Here is a 20,889-nt window from a genome sequence, read left to right as displayed (position 1 = left end):
CTTTTTTAACTTTGTTGTGTTGCTTTAGTATTACCAAAATCTAATGAGACTAACTTGTGCAATTTTCTTTCATGCAATTGTGGAATACGCATGTAATCACCAAATTTATCTTCCAAGTACTGCTCAATGTTGTTTGGAACACAGATATCTATATCTTCAAAAGGCAATGTTGTTATCGGAAATAAATTTTCTTCTTTAAATATATCATTTGCTTGAATAGAGCCTATAACAGCACCGTTCGTTTTTTGATGTTGCAAAATAGTATCTTCAAGATCATTATAAGCTTGCTGCGCAGTTTTAAAACTATATCTAAACTTATATAACCAACTTTTATAAGATTTCTTTACCAAACGGCGAAATATATTTTCCTTGGTTTTAACACTTTTAATTAATGACTCATTGATATCTAAAGTATCTAAAGGGAATATATCGATGAAAATACCGTGATGCATGGGCTGATTTTGAAATCGCTCTTCAACAAATAGGGTTCCATTTAATCTGACTTTGGTAAAGTATAATGGGTAATGTTTATCAGTTTTAAAGTTTTGAATAAATAACTGTTCAGGTAACTCATCTTGCAACTTTAAAAATATGTCGTAATCTGCCCTTGGCATAGCAATATCAATATCATCGTCCCAAGGGATGAACCCCTGATGACGTAAAGCACCCAGTGCTGTTCCTCCAACGGCAATATAACTTAAGTTATGCTGATTTATAACACTTAGAACCTGTTTTAATATCTGTAACTGAACTTGCTGTATTTCTTTGATTCTATCCAAAATATAGTTTCTCGCTTCCATAGCTAGTGTTTTCGGAAATGCCAATTTATGAGATCTTGTTCGCTAATAAATAAATTATTGATGTACTTAGTTTACAAGTGTAGATGTTAGCTGAAATTGCCCTGTTAGGGAAAGGAAAGCTAATAAATTCAATAAATTTTTTTATAAACTGAATTATGTTTTTAATTTAAAGTTACTATTAATATTTCTTTATTTGTTTTGCGTGGATATAATTGATTTCATAATTGAAAATACGAAACCTAAGGCTTCTTTGTGATAACGATTGACGAATCATTATTAATTGGTAAAGGTGCACACCGAGCATGCTACCATCATCCAAGTGATGATTCTTTATGTATTAAAGTGCTTTTTCGCCAAGACATCAATCAAAAGGCTATTCGTCGTGAAATAGAATATTATCAGCGTTTAAAAAAGCGTGATGTTAGCTTTAGTATGTTATCCAAGTATGTTGAAGAAGTGCAAACAAATATGGGTAGAGCTCATGTTTATGAACTTATCTGTGATGCCAACGGAGACGTTTCATTATCATTAGATAATTATCTAGAGTCTGACGAGATGTCATTGCAATATCAGGATATAATAATGGCCAGCTTGAAAAAGTTGAAGGATTACTTGTTTGAACAGCAAATTTTAACCTTAACTTTGTATCCTCGAAATTTAGTACTTAAATTAACAAATGAACCTAAGCTAGTGATTATTGATGATATCGGAAATACTGAATATATCCGTTTTTCTGAAATGTCTTCTGCATTGGCCGTTAAAAAAGTAAATCGTAAATGGGTACGCTTTATTGACCATTTACAAAATCAATATCCGCAGAACCCTTTGATTAATAAAATTAAAGATCTAAAATAAGTTTGATCATATAAGGACAACTATGAGAATTATAACTTTTGGCACCTTTGATGTGTTTCACGTTGGTCATGTTAATATTTTAGAACGTGCAAAATTACATGGGAGTCATTTAATAGTTGGTGTATCTTCCGATCAATTAAATATGTCTAAAAAGCAGCGTTACCCTGTTTATGCCGAGAATGACAGGACCCATATTATTCGCTCTTTGCGTTGTGTTGATGAGGTGTTTCTAGAAGAATCACTTGAATTAAAAGCCGAATACATTAAGCATTACAATGCTGACATTTTAATTATGGGAGATGATTGGGAAGGAAAGTTTGATCACTTAAAAGATCTTTGCGAAGTGATTTATTTACCGCGAACTCCATCTGTTTCTACCACAGAAATTATTGAAATAGTTAAAACTCATCGAGTTAGTTAATGTCGAGCTTTAAGTTTTTATTTTATATTGAACAGAATTATTCTTTTGAAATTTTACGCCCGTTACAAAGTGTTATGCAAGGCAAAGGCTATTCGGTTGCATGGATTGCTGTAGGGAATGAAGTCAATACCAGCCTGTTTCACCCTGAAGAACAAGTACTTGATGATATAAATTCTGCTATTGAATACCAACCAGATGCCTGTTTTGTCCCGGGCAATATAATCCCTAATTTCTTATCGGGTTTGAAAGTACAAGTTTTTCATGGTTTGGAATGGAAGAAAAAAGGTCACTTTGTTATTCGTGGTTGTTTTGATTTGTATTGTACTCATGGACCTGCGACGACTGAACGATTTAATCAGTTAGCAGCTGAACATGGGTATTTTGATGTGGTTGAAACTGGTTGGCCTAAACTTGACCCTTTATTCACGACCAAGCCATTCGAGCTTGATGTAAAAAATAAGCCCGTTGTTTTATTTGCACCTACATTTTCACCGAAACTCACGTGTGCTGGTGCTTTATTTGAACAAATAAAAGATTTAGTCGGCAAACAAGACTGGCTTTGGCTGGCAAAATTTCATCCTAAAATGGATTCAGAGTTGGTGGCGTTATATCAAAGCATCGAATCTGATAACTTCAAAGTCATTGAAACATCTGATATTGCTTCTTTATTGCAAGTTGCGGATGTTATGTTATCGGATACTTCATCAGTAATTGGCGAGTTTGCCTTATTAAACAAGCCCATTGTTAGTTTTAACAATTCAGCTCCAGGTGAATACCTGATAAATATTACAGAAGTAGCCACACTTGAAGACTCCATTCTTAAAGCATTATCACCTAGTGATGAACTTAAAAAGCATATAGAAAGTTATGCCTTAGAACTTCACCCTTTAATTGATGGTTTAGCGTCCGAGCGAATATTAACCGCTGTAGTCGATAAATTAGAAAATGGTATTCAAGCTAAACGAAGCAAGCCGCTTAACTTGTTTCGAAATTTAAAGCTTCGTAAGAAATTGCATTATTGGAAATACTAATTAGGAATTATTATGGTTCAAAAATTATCAGTATGTATTATTTGTAAAAACGAAGAAGACAAAATAGAACGCTGTTTATCTTCTTTGACTTTTGCGGATGAAATTGTGCTTTTAGATTCAGGTAGTACTGATGAAACGTTAACCATTGCTAAGAAATTCACCGATAAAATATTTATTCGTGAGGATTGGTTGGGCTTTGGCGAGCAGCGCAGAAGAGCTGAAGAATTGGCAACCAATGACTGGATATTAGCCATTGATTCAGATGAAGTCGTTCCAGAGGCGCTGCAAGTTGAAATTAAAGCTCATATGCAATCAGTAAATGATGATGACGTATTAGTACTTAATCGACTTACCAGCTTTTGTGGAAAGTTCGTACACCATAGTGGTTGGTATCCTGATCCTATTGTGCGTATTTATAATCGTACAAAATATCGCTACAACGAAAATTTAGTTCACGAATCAGTAAGCTGTAAAGGCTCTAAGAAAATTCAATTAAAAGAAGATCTGTTGCACTACACGTTTGATAATTTAAAAGACTATCTGGTTAAAAGGTGTGGATACGCGGAAGCATGGGCGGAAGAGCGTTACAAAAAAGGTAAAAGCTCATCATCCCTTAAAGCTGTAACTTCAGCGTTATTTGCATTTATTCGACACTATATTCTTCGCCGAGGTTTTTTAGACGGCAGAACCGGATTGTTAATTTCTGTCATTCAGATGCAATATACGTTTAATAAATACATGTTGTTAGTGCTGAAAAATGAAGCGAAAAAGTAGCTTCATTTAATAAGCTACTTTTTGTTATTTGTGATTTGTGACTTTTGTTCTATCGTAAGCCCCCTTAGTTTTTTAGGGGCTTTTTCTAAGAGTTTGTTAGAAACGGTTAATACCTAAAGGCCACACTGGCACGCAAAAACTCTTCCCCTAAAGTATCTTTACCAATATGCAGCTTACTGGTATAAAAATACGTTTTATGAGCATTATTTAACGTAAACTCGAGTTCATGTGAGCGTTCATAGTCATGTTGGGTAGGAATAAAATTATTCTCAGCTGTTTCAATATCGGCTGTTCGATACATTACTTGTAATTGTGACTGCTGGTCAATATCGTAATCGACGCGCACGCTCCAAGCCGTACCACCATTTTTTTCATCAGTTGGCTTTGCTCCGCCCCACCAATGGCCCATGATACTGCCATTATTTGTGTAGCCATCCGTATATATACTATGAACATACCAGCCGTGCATAAAATTAGCATGTTCGATATTTAGTGATACTTGTTCAGTAATATAGGGGAAGAATAGACCATAGTTTAGTGCAATATTACCAAGTTGGGTGTTTTTGTGTTGCTTGGTATCTTCACCGGCATATTCATGATAAAAGCTCATTGGCATATCAAATATAGTTAAATCAAACTTATTAGTAATTGAAGCCATTTGATTACCAATTTCATCATCTTTGCCACAGGTGATATCTGGGTTATCTGTGTCGTCCAAGCAGTTATCTGAGCCAGCTGGATCAGTAATGCCATTCCAAATATCATCAAAAGAGATACTTCTGTCGCCACCGCCAAACATAAGTGTTCTATTGAAACCAATTGTCCAAAAATCCAATGGTTGTAAACTGCCGTGCATGGTAATAAACCCTACCTCGCCACTGGTATATCCATCTTCAAATAAAATATTGTCAGTATCATCCAATAAACCTACAGATAATTCATATCTAATGTTGAACCATTCAAATGGTTTTACATTACTAAAGGTAATGTTCAAAGGTGGTTGAGCGTGTGTAGATACCAATAGGGCGCTGTCTTGATGAGGCGAAAGCCAGTGCTCTCGAAAACCAACGTCTATTTGTAACCAATCAACGCCAAAGCTTAAGTAACTATGGTTTGGGATAAAGTCCCCGTCTTCGTAGAAAGTACCGCCGACGTTGGCGATAATGTACTTATTGAATTGCCAAAACGCAGCTGCAGAAACTTGATAATGGCTGTCTATTTGCTGACCTCGAGCATTAGCCAATGTTTTATTGTCCTCAAAAGAGTTCGCACCAGAAAGGCTAAAATGTGTAATTGAAGCCTCCTTCTTATATCGTTTTAAGTAACTATTGATCCTATGATGTAATACTGGATGAGATTCTTCTATCTTTGATAAGTACTCTAACACCGTAGCCGCATGATAAGGTTTATTCAAAACTGGCATTTTAGCCAAGCTTGCCAAACGTTCAATTTCAAGTTCTATTAACGGATCTGTTTTTAATGGTAAATAAGGAGACACGCCGCCAGCAAAAACTGACGAACTCAACAACGTGCAGGTGAAAATAAAAGCCTTTAATGATTTGAAAAACATTAAATGTGGTACTCCAGTTCTTTTTCTTATTAAGTTAATTAGTATAGGTGAAAGCTTTAAATTTTACTTAATGCTTCTCTCAATATGGAGCTAGATGTGTGGGTTGTATAAGGAAAATAGAAAATTTCCACTCCTTTTTCAGCAAAATCTTTTTCGATCTGATTCCACTTGTCAGTACCTTTCCAGTCATCACCAACAAACATCATATCGAATTTCAAATTATTCCATGCTTCTTCTTTGTCATAATTCATTTGTGGCACTACTTCGTCAACAAATTTAATTGCTTCGACAATATCCATTCGCTCACTAAATGGTATAACAGGTTTCTTATTTTTTGCTGATATTGATAGCTCATCGCTCGTGACACCAACAATTAAGTAATCACATTCTAACTTGGCTCGTTTTAGTACATTTAAATGGCCAATATGGAATAAATCAAAAACCCCTGTGGTATAGCCTATTTTTTTCATGAGATGCCTTCGTCTTTACTTTATTTTTTATAATTTTCTAGGTAATTGGTAATACGGACACTAACTTGTCCATCAATTGTACCAACTAACTTTTCAGTTAATTGTAGCCGTTGTTGTTCTTTTAACTCTGGTGTTGATAAATGTTTCTCAACAACGTTTTTTAAGTCTTTATAGTGTTCAACAGGCTCTGCGATTTCAGAATAAAGCTTATAATCTTCATCCATTCTGCGTTCAAAGCGATACCTGAAAGGGCCTCTATAGGTTAGCCTCACCTTTAAGAATTTACACAGTATTGTTGGTTTATTCAGTGCGGCAAACTCTATAATCGCTGAAGACGCATCGCTTAATAAAATGTCACCCAAAGCAAGAAAAGGGACTAGTGAGTAGTCCTCTGTTTTGGCTAAATATGTGTTTGAAAAACTTCCCCAATGCTCTAACAGTTTTTTTTGTTTGCGCAGTTTCTTCTTAGAAATAGAGAAATAATGAGGCTTAATTAGAATATTAAAGTTATCAAAATGTTCTGGCCAATTTTTATGAAATTTTTCTATACTACTTGGGTAAAAGGTTGGGGCGTAAACAATGGTTTTTTTATTCGGATCTAACCCTAACGATTCGATATCAAAAGGTAACGGGTCTTTATTAAATATAGGGTCAAGCTTACTGAAACCTACATCAAAGAAGTTACCTTCGGGAAATAACTCATACAGTCTTTTACAACGATATGCGCCTTCAACAAACCTAACCGTCATGTTGGTGCTTGATTTACTGTAATAACTCGTTTTAGGACCTACGCCATGGCCTAGTTGAATAGATTTAGCAAACGAATGTAACTCATCTAAAAATTTACAGCGGTTGCCAAAGAATACCCAATCTGCTTTGCCTTCTTTGTATGCGTTTAATGATTCCTCATTGTTTTTAACCCAGATAATGTTTAAATTTTCTTTTTTAGCGATATCTTCGATTATATTATCATGGGTACTTGGGTAAATTGCTAACGTAACCTTGTGACCACGCTTTTCCAACTCACGGTATACGGGCAAGTATTGAGGAATAAAATAAAGTTGCTTGGTATCAAAAAAAATATTCATCTACGTTTATCCCCAAGATGAATAGCTACTTTTACGACTGGCAAATCGTGGCAATATCAATCCAAGGATCAAACCCAATACTAGAACGCCTGCGCCATAAGTAAACCAAGTGAGTTTTAAATCTAAATCTTTTTCATCCAACTCGCTGCTGGCTTGTTCAAATTTTTGACTGATTTCTTGATTTTCTTTTGTTATTTGTTGGTTTTGTTGTTTTAACGCATTGAGTTGTTTATTGGTTTCACTCATTTTGCTTTGCAAGTTACCAAGTTGTGCGGTCTTATCTGCCAATTCTTCATTAAGCTCTGCAAGCACAACTCGTAAACCTGGTGTCGCAGAAATATATTTAGCATCCACCCAGCCGGTGCGGTTTTGTGCATCTTGAACTTGTTGATACTCGTTTTCAACAGCGCCGAGCAATTGCACTTCTTCGCCAGCGTTAATGCTACCTAAAATTCGATATTGAGTACCTGGGCCTGAGTGAAAATAAATAAACAAGTCATCACTGATGAAACCTGTTTTATTTTCAGCGCTTTCTTGTGCTGTTACTGAGCAAGAAATTGTAAGGATCAATAGGCTGATTATTTTTTGAATAGTGTTCATTACTGACTTCTAAATACGGTAATTATTTGCATTAAATATTAGGTGTTTGTGCAAGGGATAGCAAGATTAACTCACTGTATCTGTGCTTATTTTTTGATTTAATTTATAAATATATTGCGGTAATTGTAAAATTGTACATTTTTTGATTGAAAGCAAGTTTAAGCTTTTGTATGGTTAACAATCCACTAACTAAAATATAAGAATGCATACAAACTTTAATGGACACTGAAATAGAACTGAAATATTTAGTTTTAGGTGACGATATACCTGCTGTTATTACTAACCTTTTAAACCAATTAAAACTTCCGTTTTCTTGCGAAACTAAAACTCTCGCTAACTGTTATTTTGATACGCCAAATTTAGCTCTTAGAAAGGCAGATATTGGCCTGCGTATTCGGCAAAATAATAAGGGGGAGATTGAACAAACGATTAAAACGGCTGGCGTTACTGTGGGCGGGTTACATCAGCGACCTGAATACAACATTGCTTTAGATTCTGCTGATGTTAACTTAGCATTATTTAGTCACGAAATATGGCCTACCGACTTTGATGTTACATCAGTGCAAGAACAATTAACGCCGTTATTTGATACTAATTTTACCCGCATGACATGGTTGATCACCATGCCTGATAAAAGTCAAATTGAACTGGCATTTGATCAAGGTGAAGTGCGCTCAAGTCAAAGCAGTGAACTTATTAATGAAATAGAATTAGAGTTAGTTAGTGGTAATGCTAATTCTATTTTTACTCTTGCGCATTCGTTGATTTCTGTTTTAGAAATGCGACCAGGAACGCTGAGCAAAGCAGCAAGAGGCTATGGTTTAGTTTTTGGCCAAACAGAGTCGCATATCAGCAGCGGCAGTACCGTGTTAGCAATTGACAATGACATGACCATCGCTGAATCATTTAAAGCTGGTTTTAGTGAATGTTTAACGCAATTGCAGCAGTTAGTAAGTCAATTTGTCGCTAAGCCGAATTTGCAGGTGTTGAAAGATATTTCAGATTCTTTGGCATTAGCAAGGCATGGCTTGTGGTTATATCAAGACTATTTGCCTTGCGATAAAGCTGATCCTATTCGTAGCCAAATTAAAACGATTTTAGCTGAATTAGTTTGGGTTGAACCAGCCCGCCAAATTCGCGAATTAACCACTAAGAAAGGCAATTACCGGAAAAAAATTGAGTACAGTAAAAACCTGTTAGCTGAACTAAAAAATGAAAAACATCAGTTAATCGACTTCGAGCAAATGGGTATATTACTGCATAGTGAGGCGTTTAATTTATTACAATTAAGTATGCTTGAATTTATTGTTAATGATTTAGAAGAAAAACAGCATGAAACCGAACTTCTAGATCTCGCGCCTAGTTGGTTATCGTTAAATTTGGGCACGTTAGATAAAGCCATTCATCATGATAAGCCTTTAACCGTTGATGAATATATTGAAAAGCATCATTTAATCATTAGAAGTTTACTAACCGGTAGTTGGTTTGGTGGCTTGTACAATGTAGATAAACGAATGGACTTTAGAGGTCCTTGGTTGGACATTCATTTAGGAATTGATGAACTAGAAACATTAACTCTGTTAAAAGACCATTTACAGCAGAGTAGTGAAGAGGTTCCACAAAAACTTATTTGTTGGTTAGATGACAAAGTTGAAAACTTGTTATGTGCTTTAGAGCATTGCAAAGCCGCGGCGTTAAATTTACAACCTTACTGGCTAAAATAGCCCACTTGAAAAGCTAAATCAGCTAACGATACGTTTAGCTGATTTTTTCTAACACTTTTACTAACGAGTCTACTTTTCTCTCAAGCATTTTATTACGCTCAATAATTTCAGCATTTTGCTTACGTAATTCTCGGTTCCTTACATCGGTATTTGAAAAACCAATAAACGAGCCTACTACCTTGGTAACAATAAAACCTACTAAACCGAAGCCGATATAAAACGTTAACGTTGCTATGACTTTGCCGCCCGTTGATACCGGATGAAAATCGCCATAGCCAATCGTGCTAGCAGTCATTTGTAATGTCCAAAAGGCTTCATAAAATGTGGTGATGTTGGCGTCGCTATAAGCGCTTTCGAAATGTAATAATGCACCAGAAAATAAGAACATAATTGCGTATAGCATGACAAAGGCCATAGCAATAAGGTAACTGTTGTGATAATTCTTAACGCCGAATTCATCGACTTTATAAAAACGTACTTTGCGGATAAAAACTAGCATAGAAATTGACACTCTCTAAACAGACGAATACTCAGCCATTCTACTCTCATTCGCTGAATAATGTAGTAACGAGTTGTAATCAATTAACGTTAAATTTAACTGTTATTAACAAAGTCGATTAATTCATCCATTAATTTGCGTTTTATTTCCAATTGTTGCGTGGGCTCTATACCGTACTTTTCACCTAATACTTGATAGTCTTCACCGCTAAGAGACACTGTTAAACGAGGACGTTTAGGTTTTTTATGAACTGGTAGCCCTAATATCATTCTGATTTGATCTGAAGGACTTAGGCTAGCTTCAACTGCCGCTTTTCGTATTTCTTTCTGTACTTTTTCATCCATATCAAATGCAACTTGTACAGCTTTAACTGCGTTTACATTTGATTGCCATTTGTCAGGTACTTTCCTAGTCGTCATCTTAGCTTCCTGGATAATATTCTTTGATATCGGATGTTGGGCGGTATAAATTCAAAAATACATCGGTGTCGCCATCTTGCCATATTTGAATGTCAATAGAGTATTGATCATCAACACCGCGTAAGCTATAAAATTCAAATACTTCGCCCGAGTCTTCACCTTCAAATTCTGACGGTTTATTAGTGCGATGATCTTGACGATGAAAGTAACCCATTTGCGCAAAGGTAGTTTGTTGATATTGCTCGCTCGTCCATCCAAGTGTTGGTGATGTCTCAGCAATTCTGCTTAACAATGCATTACCAGGGGCGTCGAATATTTCAGAAAATTCATCAAGGTTAAACAATTCTTCTATACAACCATCAGCAATTTTCATGGTAAGTTTCAAGTATTGCTGTTGACCTTGTTCAAGGCTTAAATAAATCTGCTGGTTGGCGGAGCCATCGAGTTGCCATTCAGTAATTTGACTATGCTCAAATTCATGAGTATTAATATGCGCGACTTGAAATTGACTATTGCGCAGGTTTTCCGGTAGGGCAAAGCTGTCAGAAAAAATAATGATATCGTTAATCATTAGATCTTGGGGTTGGTTTAATTGACGTTGTGTATTGCTGTCTTTATTAAACAGCTTTTTAAAAAAGCTCATCTGCCACCAGTAAATTTAGAGTAATTTAGCAGGCATCAGATCACTGATGCCTGTACACGTTTTATTTATAGAAACGTTACTATTTTTGTTTCGCTTTAATACGTTCAAGTACAGAGTTTGCACTATTGTCTTGGCTACCAATTCCAGCGGCTTTAAGTTGTGCTTCTAACGAGTTGTCAGAGTTTTCAGCATCAAGTACTTCTGCGGCTTTTAGTTGGTCATCAAATTTTTGTTGTTTTGCTTTAATGCGTTCAAGCGAGTCTTTTGCGTTCAGCAATTTTGAACTGCTTGATGAAAAATTATCCGTTATTGCTGATGTCGCTTTTTGCACGCTATCGGTGGTTTTAACCATAGAAAGTTGGCGTTTATACTCAGTTACCTGACGCTCACCTTTTTTAACCAGATCTTTCAATCTATCAGCGTTAGCACTAAAACTATCTAATGCTTGTTGGCCGGTTGTTAATTCGTTTTCTAAGCTTGCAATTTTTTCTGCAACTTGTAGAGCTAAAGCCTCATTGTTTTTTTCTAACGCTTGCGCTACGTAGCCTTCGTGCTCGGCGATATCTCGCTTTACTTTATCAACATCACGGCTTGAAGCCATTTGTTGTGCCATAACCGCAGTCAGGTCGCGTTTAGCTTTAGTTAAATGATTCTCTGCATCACGAATTTCTTGTTCAAAAATACGGGTAGCGTTGGCATCAACTATGCCTTCACCCATTTCAGTTGCACCGCCGCGAATCGCGGTCATAATTTTCTTAAAAATACTCATAAGTACTCCATTAATTCTGTACTGGATATTGATAGATTTTTGTTTATCGCATCTGCGTTTAAACTAAAAATTCATCCATATCGTCAATTACTTCAATTGCATTATTACTAAGCACGGCTAATTCATGTTCAATATCATTAAATGAAGAGCCAATTGAAAGTGCGCCGAAAATGACATATTTATCGCCTATTTTCGAAAATGATGACAATGGCATCGGTATACTCATTTCAAGCATTGCTTCTAACATGTCTACGCGTTTATTGCTTTTTACTTCCGTTTCTGCCCATAGATAGGTAATACAAAGAATTTGATCATCAGTAACTGAAACAAAAATTGGTAACTCTTCACGATCGGTGATGGTTATTTGTAAAACATCAACGTCACCTGAAATAGGTTGGCAATCAAACATTAATCCAGTTGCCGATTGGTCAGCTAATGCATTTAGATGATCAGCTATTTTATGAATGTTCATGGTTATCCTTTTTAATCAAGACAAAAGTCAGACAGTTAATATTGTCTGACATATTATGTCGAGTAATGTAAATTTAGCATGTTGACATAATATGTCAAGGTGTAATTTATTATCTTCTATAACATTAAGGCAGTTAAAATTAATGCGATAGAAATACTTACCGCCATTTCAACACTGGCAACACCAACATTATGTTGTTGGTCTACTTCCTCTGCCATATTAATTCCCCATAAAACGATGCGCTTGGCAATTGATGTTAGTACCGATACAACCACAGTCATTATCAAGCCAAATACTAACCAACCCATTAAGTTTTCAACAATGGTTTCTGGCGTATAAATTAAAAAGTAGCTGGCGGCTGTAACAGCAAGCGCTGTTGAGATTATTTGACCGCTGTAACGAATCGCCAAAGCTATTTGACCGTCAGTTAACGCCTCTTGCATACAGTCCTTTTGGTTATTTTTAGCAAAATGCACTTCACGAATGCGAGTAACCAGCACCAATATCACCTGCGATACGACAAAGCCGCTGCCTATAGCGACAAAGGTATATACATCTAAACCATCAACCCAAATTAGTACCGCGCGAATAACGATTGCCGTAGCAATAACGCCAGCAGCGTCAACAATACCTACCGAAATATTTCGTTTTTTAATCTCGGCCATTTTATCCAGTTGATTGAGTGCAATTTTATCGTGAATTAAACGTCCTAGTTTGATCAATATCAGACCAAATAAACCATAAGAAAACATGCCAATAGCTTCTACTTCATAGCTTGAAGCATGTTCACCGGTAATTGCCCCTGTCATTACAATACCTAACGCAGCAACAGAGCCAGCTACACTAATGCCAAAGGCAAAGTTGTCTTCTTTAGCCAGTTCGTCAGTAGTATTTACCTTAGCTGACAATCCGGCGATAAAGCGCATTGCTGAGAGCAACAATATTGCAATGCCAATATCGATAGCAAGAATGATGAGTATGTGCTGATCAATTGCAGCAAAATTTAATAAGTTATCCATATGTATTTTTCCTATTATCTTCTACGTCTAAAACCGCGAGATATAAATGATTTTCTTTTTTGACGAAAACGCGGTTTGGTGGCTTGTTTTGAGTATCTCGATTTTTTACTAAATTTAGATTTACTCGAGCCATTACTACGAAATTTGCTCGCCGTTTTTTGTGCATTTTGGCTTTGCTTTGACAAACCTGAAGAGCCCTTACGGTTTTTGCTGTAAGTGCTGGTAAACTTTTGACCTTTACTTTCAAATGATTTACGCGTTCTGGTTTCAACCTGCGATTGTTTACGCATATCTCTTGGTGAGGTGTATCGACTACGACCATAGTCATTGTAATAACTGTAACCTCTATTTCGGCCCCAACTATCATAATAAATACGATTACCGCCAAACATATTACCCATCATTGAGTACATGCCATACCAAGCCCAAAACGACATGCCAGAACTGTCGGTTTGCCAGCTACCATAAGATGGGTTACCCACTAGCTGCGATCCAACCCCAAAATCTTGGGCATTATTTGCGGCTAAGCCTTGTTCTTTACTCACGGAATTAATTCTAGGCAAAGCGCCAGCTGACATATCCGCTAATACGTTTAATGGGTCACTTAATGCATCTGAATATAAAACCGGGTCACCAGCTTGATAAATATTAAGCAATTCCTGATAAACTGCCTGATTACTCTCAAACATCTGAGGCTGACTTTTAACCGTTTGTATACGGTCTAACAATGCCAAATACATCGGGCCATTAATTGTTGCGTCTTTTTTAAATTCTTCAACAAGTGGCTCCATATCTGGATTTATGGATAGTATTTTTTCTGCGTATTGATTGATCAAGTTTGCGTTACGTACTTGACCGTTTTCAAGAGCATTGCCAAGTTGTGCAATGCGTTGTTCGGTAATAGGCGTTTGGCCTTTAACTTGCTCAATATATGGGTCGCCACAACCAGTTAACGTTATGGCTATCATCAGCAATATAATTTTTATTGATTGCATTCCTGCTCTCTTTCCTTCAAAAATGCTAAGGTAAAGGGTGTATACCAAATCTCTTAGGTTTACCCACTTAGCGAGAATTGGTATTAATACCACTAACGACATAATATGTCTATTTTCAATTGTTTCAATAGGTTTCAATTGTTAGCAAAATTTATCATTTATGGAATTCAACAGTGCCAAGTTTACGTTCAAATAGTGTACAAGACATACTTCTTCAACAACAAAGCGCCCACTTTTCACGATTTGCTGAAAATGCTCCTGAGGTTTTGCAGTCATTAACCGCTGAGCAAATATCCTTATTAAAGCATGCTTTTTCGATGAGTGACTTTGTTGCTGAAGGCCTCATTAGCAAACCACACTGGGTTACGGATATTATCTGTCAAACTTCATTTAACTTTAGCGAAGTGATTAATGCCAAGTCTTATATATTTGAACAAATTGAACAATGTAAGAACGAAGATGAATTGCACCAAGCATTAAGGCAAATACGCAATAAATTCTTGATGGCAATGTCCGTTGCAGATCTTTGCCAGGGATGTGATTTAAAAGTATCCCTAGCTAATTTGTCCCATCTAGCCGATACACTTATTGAAGCGGCATTAAACTGGCTATCAAGCTATTGCAAGACACTTTGGGGTCAACCACAAAATGCTCAAGGTGAAGAGCAACCATTACTGGTTTACGGTATGGGTAAACTCGGCGGTAAAGAGTTAAATTTTTCATCAGATATAGATTTAATATTTGTTTACCCTTCTAGCGGGCAAACACAAGGTGCAAGGCGCAGCATTGACAATCAGCAATACTTTACCAGGTTAGGGCAAAAGCTAATTTCAGCGCTCGATCAAGTGACAAAAGATGGTTTTGTATATCGAGTCGATATGCGCTTAAGACCCTTTGGTGACAGTGGGCCTTTAGTACTCAGCTTTGCTGCAATGGAGAATTATTACCAAGATCAGGGGCGTGATTGGGAGCGCTATGCGATGCTAAAAGCCAGGATCATCGGTGATACGCCCTATCAGCAACAACTCAATGATTTACTTAGGCCCTTTATTTACCGTCGTTATATCGATTTCAGCGTAATTGAAAGTTTTCGCAGAATGAAACTTATGATCGCCCAAGAAGCGCGCCGACGACAATTACAGCACAATATTAAATTGGGCGAAGGTGGCATTAGAGAAATTGAATTTATTGCTCAAGTTTTTCAGCTGATCCGTGGCGGCAGGATCCCTGAACTGCAACAACGCAGTCTATTAACCGCTCTGAGCTTATTGGTTAAACATGACTGTATAGAAGCAACATCGGAACAAGTACTTATTGATGCCTATTACTTTTTAAGGCGCAGTGAAAATGCCATTCAAGCGTTTAACGATCAGCAAACTCAACAATTGCCAATGGATGAAAAAAACCAAGCTCGGCTGTGTCTTTTACTCGGGTTTGAGCAATGGGATGATTATTTAGCACAGTGTCAGCACCATATGCAGGCCGTTAATCATGAGTTTAGTTTACTTATTGGCGAAGATAATGAACAAACCAATAGTGTCAATCAGCACTGGGTAACGCTGTGGTTGGCAAACTGGGAAGATGCAGAATCGATAAGTTGGATATTAAAATTACAACCGGACTGGCCTGCAGAAGAAATTAATAAACAATTAATTCATTTTAAAGCTGAAATACAAAAGCGCAGTATTGGTAATCGTGGCCGCTTGGTTATTGATAAACTAATGCCGGTAATTATCGAGCAATTAACGACCGAGCCAAAGCCCGCAATAACACTTGAAAGAACGCTCCAAGTGTTAAGTAAAATTGTTACCAGAACGGCCTATCTAGAATTACTTTATGAAAACCCTCCTGCGTTTAAACAGCTACTAAAACTATGTCGTGCCAGTGCTTGGATAAGTGAGTATTTATCAAAGTTTCCAATATTGCTTGATGAATTGATCGATCCAAAAATATTATATTCCATCCCTTTACTTAGTGATTATAAACAGCAGTTAAATGAACATATGATGCGTATTCCAGAAGATGATCTTGAAGCGCAAATGGAAGGCTTAAGACAGTTTAAACAGTCTAAACAATTAAAAATTGCTGCTGCAGACATTACCGGTATTTTGCCGGTCATGAAAGTGAGCGATCATTTAACAGCCGTTGCAGAGGCGATAATTGGTGACGTTGTAAATATGGCTTGGCAACAGATGGTACATAGATACGGTCAGCCAAATTCTACTTTAGGAACAACTGATAAAGGCTTTGCGGTGATAGGTTATGGTAAGCTGGGCGGCTTCGAGCTGGGGTATGGATCAGATCTCGATTTAGTATTCGTTCATAATCGTAATAAGGACGATCAAACCAATGGCGAAAAATCGATTAGTGCGAACCATTTTTATTTAAAAATGGCGCAAAGAATTCTACACTTATTTAATACTCGTACGGCCAATGGCACCTTGTATGAAGCCGATATGCGTCTACGGCCATCGGGTAATTCGGGCTTGATGGTGGTACACATTGATACGTTTGAACACTATCAAGAAACCGACGCTTGGACATGGGAGCATCAAGCGCTGGTACGGGCAAGAGTTGTTTATGGTGAAGAGCAACTTGCCGAAAACTTTGCCAGAATCAGACACAATATTTTAACTCGTAAGCGGAATTCAGATTCGCTACGAGAAGATGTTATTAAAATGCGAACCCGCATGAGAGATCATTTAGACAGCAGCTCTAATAATTTTGTTGATATTAAACAAAGTGTTGGTGGGATGGCTGATATTGAATTTTTAGCACAGTTTTTAGTGCTAAATAACAGTCACCAAGTCCCACAATTAACGACTTTTCCTGATAATGTCAGGATCTTTGAGTTACTGAGACAGCAGCAGTTGATCAGCACTGAAGATGAAACACTGCTAGTGTCGACTTACTGCGAATTAAGAGATAGCGGCCATGCTTTGGTATTGCAAAATTTACCGGTTCAAATGGCCGACGATCAATTACTTAAAGAGCGTGAGCAAGTAAGTAAAATTTGGAAAAAACACCTTTATTAGAAAGGCCTATGTAAAAGGGCAGTCGGCATTAAATTCAATTCTTTCACCGGTTCTTGGGTGAAATATTGCGTAAAATTGCGAGTGTAAACACATTCGCTCTCTACCTTCTGTTGCTTCAATTGGTGCATATAATCGGTCACCAATGATAGGGTGGCCAAGCTCGCGCATATGTACTCTTAATTGATGAGTCCTGCCGGTTACCGGCTTTAATTTTACCAAGGTAGTGTGTTCATCCTGACTTAATACCTGATAGTGAGTTTGTGCTTGCTTACCTCGCTCATAACACACCATTTGCATTGGCCTATTAGGCCAGTCACATATTAATGGTAGGGTTATTTCACCTGTAGGCTCTTTAATGTGACCAAGTACTCTGGCGATATAATACTTTTCAGTTTGACGCTGTTCAAATTGTCTGCTGATAGCGACATGACTTGGCTTATTAAGTGCCATGATAATAATGCCAGATGTGGCCATATCTAAACGGTGCACTATGGTGGCGGTTGGGAATACACGGCAAACACGTGTTTGTAAGCAATCTTGATGCTCAGGCAAACGGCCCGTTACAGACAATAAATCACTTTGTTTATTTAATACCACAATATCCTCATCCTGATAAATAATATCAAGATAAGGATCCATTGGCGGCTCATAAATAAAATCAGGGTTGGCGCTCATGTTTAGATACTTCTTATATTCTAATGACTAACAACAATTAAACGAATCGCTTCAAATTTTAATTGCGCATTGCTGATAAAGTGAGTTAATTCGGTTTGCTGATGACGAATAAAATCAAGCTCAGATTGGCGAATGTTCGGGTTTATTTTTGCCAACGCTGTAAGTCTTTGGTGCTCTTCGTCTAAGGCCGTGTTCATCGCAGCCAATGCTTTTTGTTGAATATCATTTATCTTTTGTTGGCTAAAGCCTTCTGCTTTTTCAACAAGATTTGGAATTTGTCCCTTAAGGGCCTTAACCAATTGCAAACCAGTTTGCTTTTTCACGGGTGACAGCTGATTATCTAACACACTCTCACCAACTTTATCTGATAAATTATTGCCGTTTTTATCTAACAGGATACGAACCGGTGTGGTTGGTAAATAACGGCCTAATTGCAATTGACTTGGTGCCATCGCTTCAAGGGTAAAAATGTTCTCAATGAAGAATGTGCCCACTGGAATTGCAGGATTTTTTAAAATACCGATGCTGGCATTACCAATCTCATCACTTAAGATCAAATCCATAGAGCCACGTACCATAGGGTGATCCCAAGTCAGCATTTGATAATCTTCATTACTTAGTGCCGATTGGCGGTCAAACGTAATTGTTGCACCATCTTCAGGTAAACACGGGAAGTTTGCGCTAAGCATATGTTCGCTCGGTTGTAAGGCAATCGCATTATCGGCTTTATCGTCTTGCTCTAAACCAAATACATCAAACACAGAAAACATGTACTGTGCTAATTCGTGTTGGTTATCGAGCTTGTCAATATCAAGCACCAGCTGTTCGGCTTTTCCTTGGCCCGAAGAATTCAGCTCAAGTAACTTGTCACGGCCAGACTCTAAATCAGCTTTAATTTTCAAATGCAGTTCATGTGAAGCATTAATAATGTTGCTAATAGCATCTTCTTGCCATAATCCTTGCAGAGCAGTTTGCATCATCGCTGTACCAAACTCGTCGTATACAGCTCTTGCGGTAACACAAGTATGCTCAAATGCATTCAGACCATGGTGATACCAATTAAGCAGCAGCGCTTGCGGTGAATTAGCAAAGTAGGGCACATGCAAGCATATTGTTTCAGTTTGACCAATTCGGTCTAAACGGCCAATACGTTGTTCTAATAAGTCAGGGTTACGAGGCAAATCAAACAGTACTAAATGATGAGCAAATTGGAAGTTTCGTCCTTCAGAACCAATTTCAGAACATAACAGTACTTGTGCGCTATCTTCTTCCTGAGCAAAGTAGGCGGCGGCTTTATCGCGTTCAAAAATACTCATACCTTCATGAAATACTGCCGCGCGAATACCTTCTTTAACACGTAACGCTTGCTCTAAATCTTTTGCAGTTTGCGCATGAGCACAAATCACTAATACTTTTTGTTGGCGATTTTCATTGAGTAAATCAATTAAGAATTCTACTCTCGGATCAAAGTCTATCCATTCTTGCTCTTGATGATTTAAATGGAACAAGGCTTCAGGAGTGAAGATGTTTTTACTTACAGCGCTCTCGATTAAACTCTCATCATCGTCACTGCAAATATATTCTTGCAAGCACTGATGGTATTGCTCTGGGAGTTCTAATTCGGTGGCAAATAATTTTCTTTCTGGAAACCCTTTAATGGTATTACGAGAGTTTCTAAATAAAATTCGGCCGGTACCATGGCGATCAAGCAATTGCGAAAGTAACTGTTTGCGTGCCGCTTGTTTAAGGTCATCATCACCATCATTGCTTAGCGTTTTAATCGCACTGCTTACATCCGACTCACTTAATAACGTGGTCAGAGTTTGTTGTTGAGCACTATTTAAATTATCACCCGATAATATTGAATTAGCGGCATCGGCAACTGCGCCATATTGCTCTTCTTCTTTAATAAATTCACTGTAGTTATAAAATCTGTCCGGATCGAGCAGACGTAAGCGCGCAAAGTGACTCTCATGACCAAGTTGATCAGGAGTGGCCGTTAACAGTAAAACGCCTGGAATACTCTCTGCTAAAATTTCAATGCACTGATATTCAATCGATGGTGTAGCTTGCGACCATGACAAGTGATGTGCTTCATCAACAATCATTAAGTCCCAATCTTCATTAGCAATATTTTCAAATTGATCCGGGTTATTTGCTAAAAAGTCTAAATTAACTAATACCAATTGTTCACTACTGAACGGGTTTTCGCCCTCTTCATATTGCTGGCAGCGCTCGGCATCAAAAATGCTGAATTTCAAATTGAAACGACGCAGCATTTCAACCAACCATTGGTGCATTAATGATTCTGGAACAACAATTAACGCGCGTTTGGCACGTCCAGAAACGAGCTGTTGGTGCAGTATTAAACCGGCTTCAATAGTTTTACCAAGCCCTACTTCATCGGCCAGTAATACTCTTGGTGCAAATCGCTTACCAACCTCTTCGGCGATGTATAATTGGTGTGGAATTAAACTTACTCGTCCGCCGGTTAATCCGGTTAATTCAGATTGCTGTTGTTGGTATTGAAAATTTAGTGACGACTTACGTAATTGGTACCAATCCAAGCGATCAAACTGGCCATTCAATAAACGATCATGAGGTTTATTAAATTTAATGAAATGATCAAGCATCATTTCTTTAAGATCGACCAATTCGTTGGTGTCAACTCGATGGCCAATGTAGGTGTATAAGTTATTATTCTCAACTACTTCATTGATGGTAATTGAAAACCCTTCATGTGAAGGTACAACATCACCTTCGTTAAATACTACGCGAGTTAATGGCGCATCTTTTATGGCATATTGGCGAGACTCACCGGTCGCGGTGAATAAAATAGTGACAAATCTCCCGGCTAAATCAACTACGGTACCTAATCCTTGATCTGATTCAGTATCGCTGATCCAACGTTGACCTAGAAAAAATGACATAAATATACTCCAAATGAAAACACTAACCCAAAAAAGTATTTGCTCGGGTTGGAAAGGGCGCTATGTTAACGATTTATCATCGCTATTTCATCAATTAATT

20 protein-coding genes are annotated in these 20,889 nt (G+C 37.4%); 6 read left to right on the top strand and 14 right to left on the bottom strand.

All coding sequences use genetic code 11. The features are described from left to right. Positions 1-5: 5 nt before the first annotated feature. A complete protein-coding gene (locus tag RI845_RS15490) occupies positions 6-779 on the bottom strand; it encodes a LicD family protein (RefSeq protein WP_348387076.1) in 774 nt (257 codons plus the stop codon). A 273-nt stretch (positions 780-1,052) separates the two neighbouring features. Between RI845_RS15490 and RI845_RS15485 the strand changes: the two genes are divergently transcribed. The 4 genes from RI845_RS15485 to RI845_RS15470 are packed head-to-tail and all read left to right on the top strand — an operon-like array spanning position 1,053 to position 3,881. Continuing rightward, a complete protein-coding gene (locus RI845_RS15485) occupies positions 1,053-1,655 on the top strand; it encodes a YrbL family protein (RefSeq protein WP_348387075.1) in 603 nt (200 codons plus the stop codon). A 22-nt stretch (positions 1,656-1,677) separates the two neighbouring features. Then, the gene (locus tag RI845_RS15480) at positions 1,678-2,076 is read left to right on the top strand and encodes an adenylyltransferase/cytidyltransferase family protein (protein WP_348387074.1); all 399 of its coding nucleotides are present in this window, start codon (positions 1,678-1,680) and stop codon (positions 2,074-2,076) included. Beyond that, a complete protein-coding gene (locus RI845_RS15475; RefSeq protein ID WP_348387073.1) occupies positions 2,076-3,107 on the top strand; it encodes a CDP-glycerol glycerophosphotransferase family protein in 1,032 nt (343 codons plus the stop codon). Before RI845_RS15480 ends, RI845_RS15475 begins: the two co-directional genes overlap by 1 nt. Before the next feature lie 12 nt (positions 3,108-3,119). Continuing rightward, positions 3,120-3,881 (top strand): glycosyltransferase family 2 protein, encoded by a 762-nt coding sequence (locus tag RI845_RS15470; RefSeq protein WP_348387072.1) that lies wholly within the window; start codon positions 3,120-3,122, stop codon positions 3,879-3,881. A gap of 106 nt (positions 3,882-3,987) precedes the next feature. On the opposite strand, the gene RI845_RS15465 is transcribed toward RI845_RS15470, so the two are convergent. Genes RI845_RS15465 through RI845_RS15450 form a run of 4 tightly spaced genes read right to left on the bottom strand, consistent with a single transcriptional unit; the run spans position 3,988 to position 7,609 of the window. Beyond that, the gene (locus RI845_RS15465; RefSeq protein ID WP_348387071.1) at positions 3,988-5,451 is read right to left on the bottom strand and encodes a capsule assembly Wzi family protein; all 1,464 of its coding nucleotides are present in this window, start codon (positions 5,449-5,451) and stop codon (positions 3,988-3,990) included. Between the two features lie 56 nt (positions 5,452-5,507). Then, positions 5,508-5,921 carry an adenylyltransferase/cytidyltransferase family protein gene (locus tag RI845_RS15460; protein WP_348387070.1) on the bottom strand — a complete coding sequence of 138 codons (414 nt, stop codon included), beginning with the start codon at positions 5,919-5,921 and terminating at the stop codon, positions 5,508-5,510. Positions 5,922-5,941: 20 nt separating this feature from the next. After that, positions 5,942-7,009 (bottom strand): CDP-glycerol glycerophosphotransferase family protein, encoded by a 1,068-nt coding sequence (locus RI845_RS15455; protein ID WP_348387069.1) that lies wholly within the window; start codon positions 7,007-7,009, stop codon positions 5,942-5,944. Positions 7,010-7,015: 6 nt separating this feature from the next. Beyond that, positions 7,016-7,609: a TIGR04211 family SH3 domain-containing protein gene (locus RI845_RS15450; protein ID WP_348387068.1), complete on the bottom strand. Its 594-nt coding sequence runs from the start codon at positions 7,607-7,609 to the stop codon at positions 7,016-7,018. 218 nt (positions 7,610-7,827) lie between these two features. Between RI845_RS15450 and RI845_RS15445 the strand changes: the two genes are divergently transcribed. Continuing rightward, complete coding sequence (locus RI845_RS15445; RefSeq protein WP_348387067.1) at positions 7,828-9,333, top strand: CYTH domain-containing protein; 1,506 nt, start codon at positions 7,828-7,830, stop codon at positions 9,331-9,333. A 34-nt stretch (positions 9,334-9,367) separates the two neighbouring features. On the opposite strand, the gene RI845_RS15440 is transcribed toward RI845_RS15445, so the two are convergent. The 7 genes from RI845_RS15440 to RI845_RS15410 all read right to left on the bottom strand — a co-directional run bounded on the left by RI845_RS15440 (position 9,368) and on the right by RI845_RS15410 (position 14,149). Then, the gene (locus RI845_RS15440; protein WP_348387066.1) at positions 9,368-9,832 is read right to left on the bottom strand and encodes a potassium channel family protein; all 465 of its coding nucleotides are present in this window, start codon (positions 9,830-9,832) and stop codon (positions 9,368-9,370) included. 95 nt (positions 9,833-9,927) lie between these two features. Further along, on the bottom strand, positions 9,928-10,251 hold the full coding sequence (locus RI845_RS15435; protein WP_348387065.1) for a hypothetical protein: 324 nt from the start codon (positions 10,249-10,251) through the stop codon (positions 9,928-9,930). Between the two features lies 1 nt (position 10,252). Beyond that, the gene (locus RI845_RS15430) at positions 10,253-10,894 is read right to left on the bottom strand and encodes a hypothetical protein (protein ID WP_348387064.1); all 642 of its coding nucleotides are present in this window, start codon (positions 10,892-10,894) and stop codon (positions 10,253-10,255) included. A gap of 79 nt (positions 10,895-10,973) precedes the next feature. Beyond that, positions 10,974-11,663 (bottom strand): PspA/IM30 family protein, encoded by a 690-nt coding sequence (locus RI845_RS15425; RefSeq protein ID WP_348387063.1) that lies wholly within the window; start codon positions 11,661-11,663, stop codon positions 10,974-10,976. 58 nt (positions 11,664-11,721) lie between these two features. Next, positions 11,722-12,135 carry a YjfI family protein gene (locus tag RI845_RS15420; protein ID WP_348387062.1) on the bottom strand — a complete coding sequence of 138 codons (414 nt, stop codon included), beginning with the start codon at positions 12,133-12,135 and terminating at the stop codon, positions 11,722-11,724. Positions 12,136-12,251: 116 nt separating this feature from the next. Continuing rightward, positions 12,252-13,154 carry a DUF350 domain-containing protein gene (locus RI845_RS15415; protein WP_348387061.1) on the bottom strand — a complete coding sequence of 301 codons (903 nt, stop codon included), beginning with the start codon at positions 13,152-13,154 and terminating at the stop codon, positions 12,252-12,254. A gap of 14 nt (positions 13,155-13,168) precedes the next feature. Beyond that, positions 13,169-14,149 carry a hypothetical protein gene (locus RI845_RS15410; protein ID WP_348387060.1) on the bottom strand — a complete coding sequence of 327 codons (981 nt, stop codon included), beginning with the start codon at positions 14,147-14,149 and terminating at the stop codon, positions 13,169-13,171. 173 nt (positions 14,150-14,322) lie between these two features. Between RI845_RS15410 and glnE the strand changes: the two genes are divergently transcribed. Then, on the top strand, positions 14,323-17,184 hold the full coding sequence (gene glnE, locus RI845_RS15405) for a bifunctional [glutamate--ammonia ligase]-adenylyl-L-tyrosine phosphorylase/[glutamate--ammonia-ligase] adenylyltransferase (RefSeq protein ID WP_348387059.1): 2,862 nt from the start codon (positions 14,323-14,325) through the stop codon (positions 17,182-17,184). Between the two features lie 6 nt (positions 17,185-17,190). Here the strand turns inward: glnE and RI845_RS15400 are convergent, their stop codons facing one another. Both RI845_RS15400 and rapA read right to left on the bottom strand, forming a co-directional pair. Beyond that, positions 17,191-17,859: a pseudouridine synthase gene (locus RI845_RS15400; RefSeq protein WP_348387058.1), complete on the bottom strand. Its 669-nt coding sequence runs from the start codon at positions 17,857-17,859 to the stop codon at positions 17,191-17,193. Between the two features lie 20 nt (positions 17,860-17,879). Next, positions 17,880-20,789 (bottom strand): RNA polymerase-associated protein RapA, encoded by a 2,910-nt coding sequence (gene rapA / locus RI845_RS15395; RefSeq protein WP_348387057.1) that lies wholly within the window; start codon positions 20,787-20,789, stop codon positions 17,880-17,882. Between the last annotated feature and the right edge of the window lie 100 nt (positions 20,790-20,889).

It is taken from the genome of Thalassotalea nanhaiensis, assembly GCF_031583575.1.
Taxonomy (GTDB): domain Bacteria; phylum Pseudomonadota; class Gammaproteobacteria; order Enterobacterales; family Alteromonadaceae; genus Thalassotalea_A; species Thalassotalea_A nanhaiensis.
The sequence above is the reverse complement of the archived record's forward strand: the minus strand, read 5'-3'. Positions and strand labels throughout refer to the sequence as shown.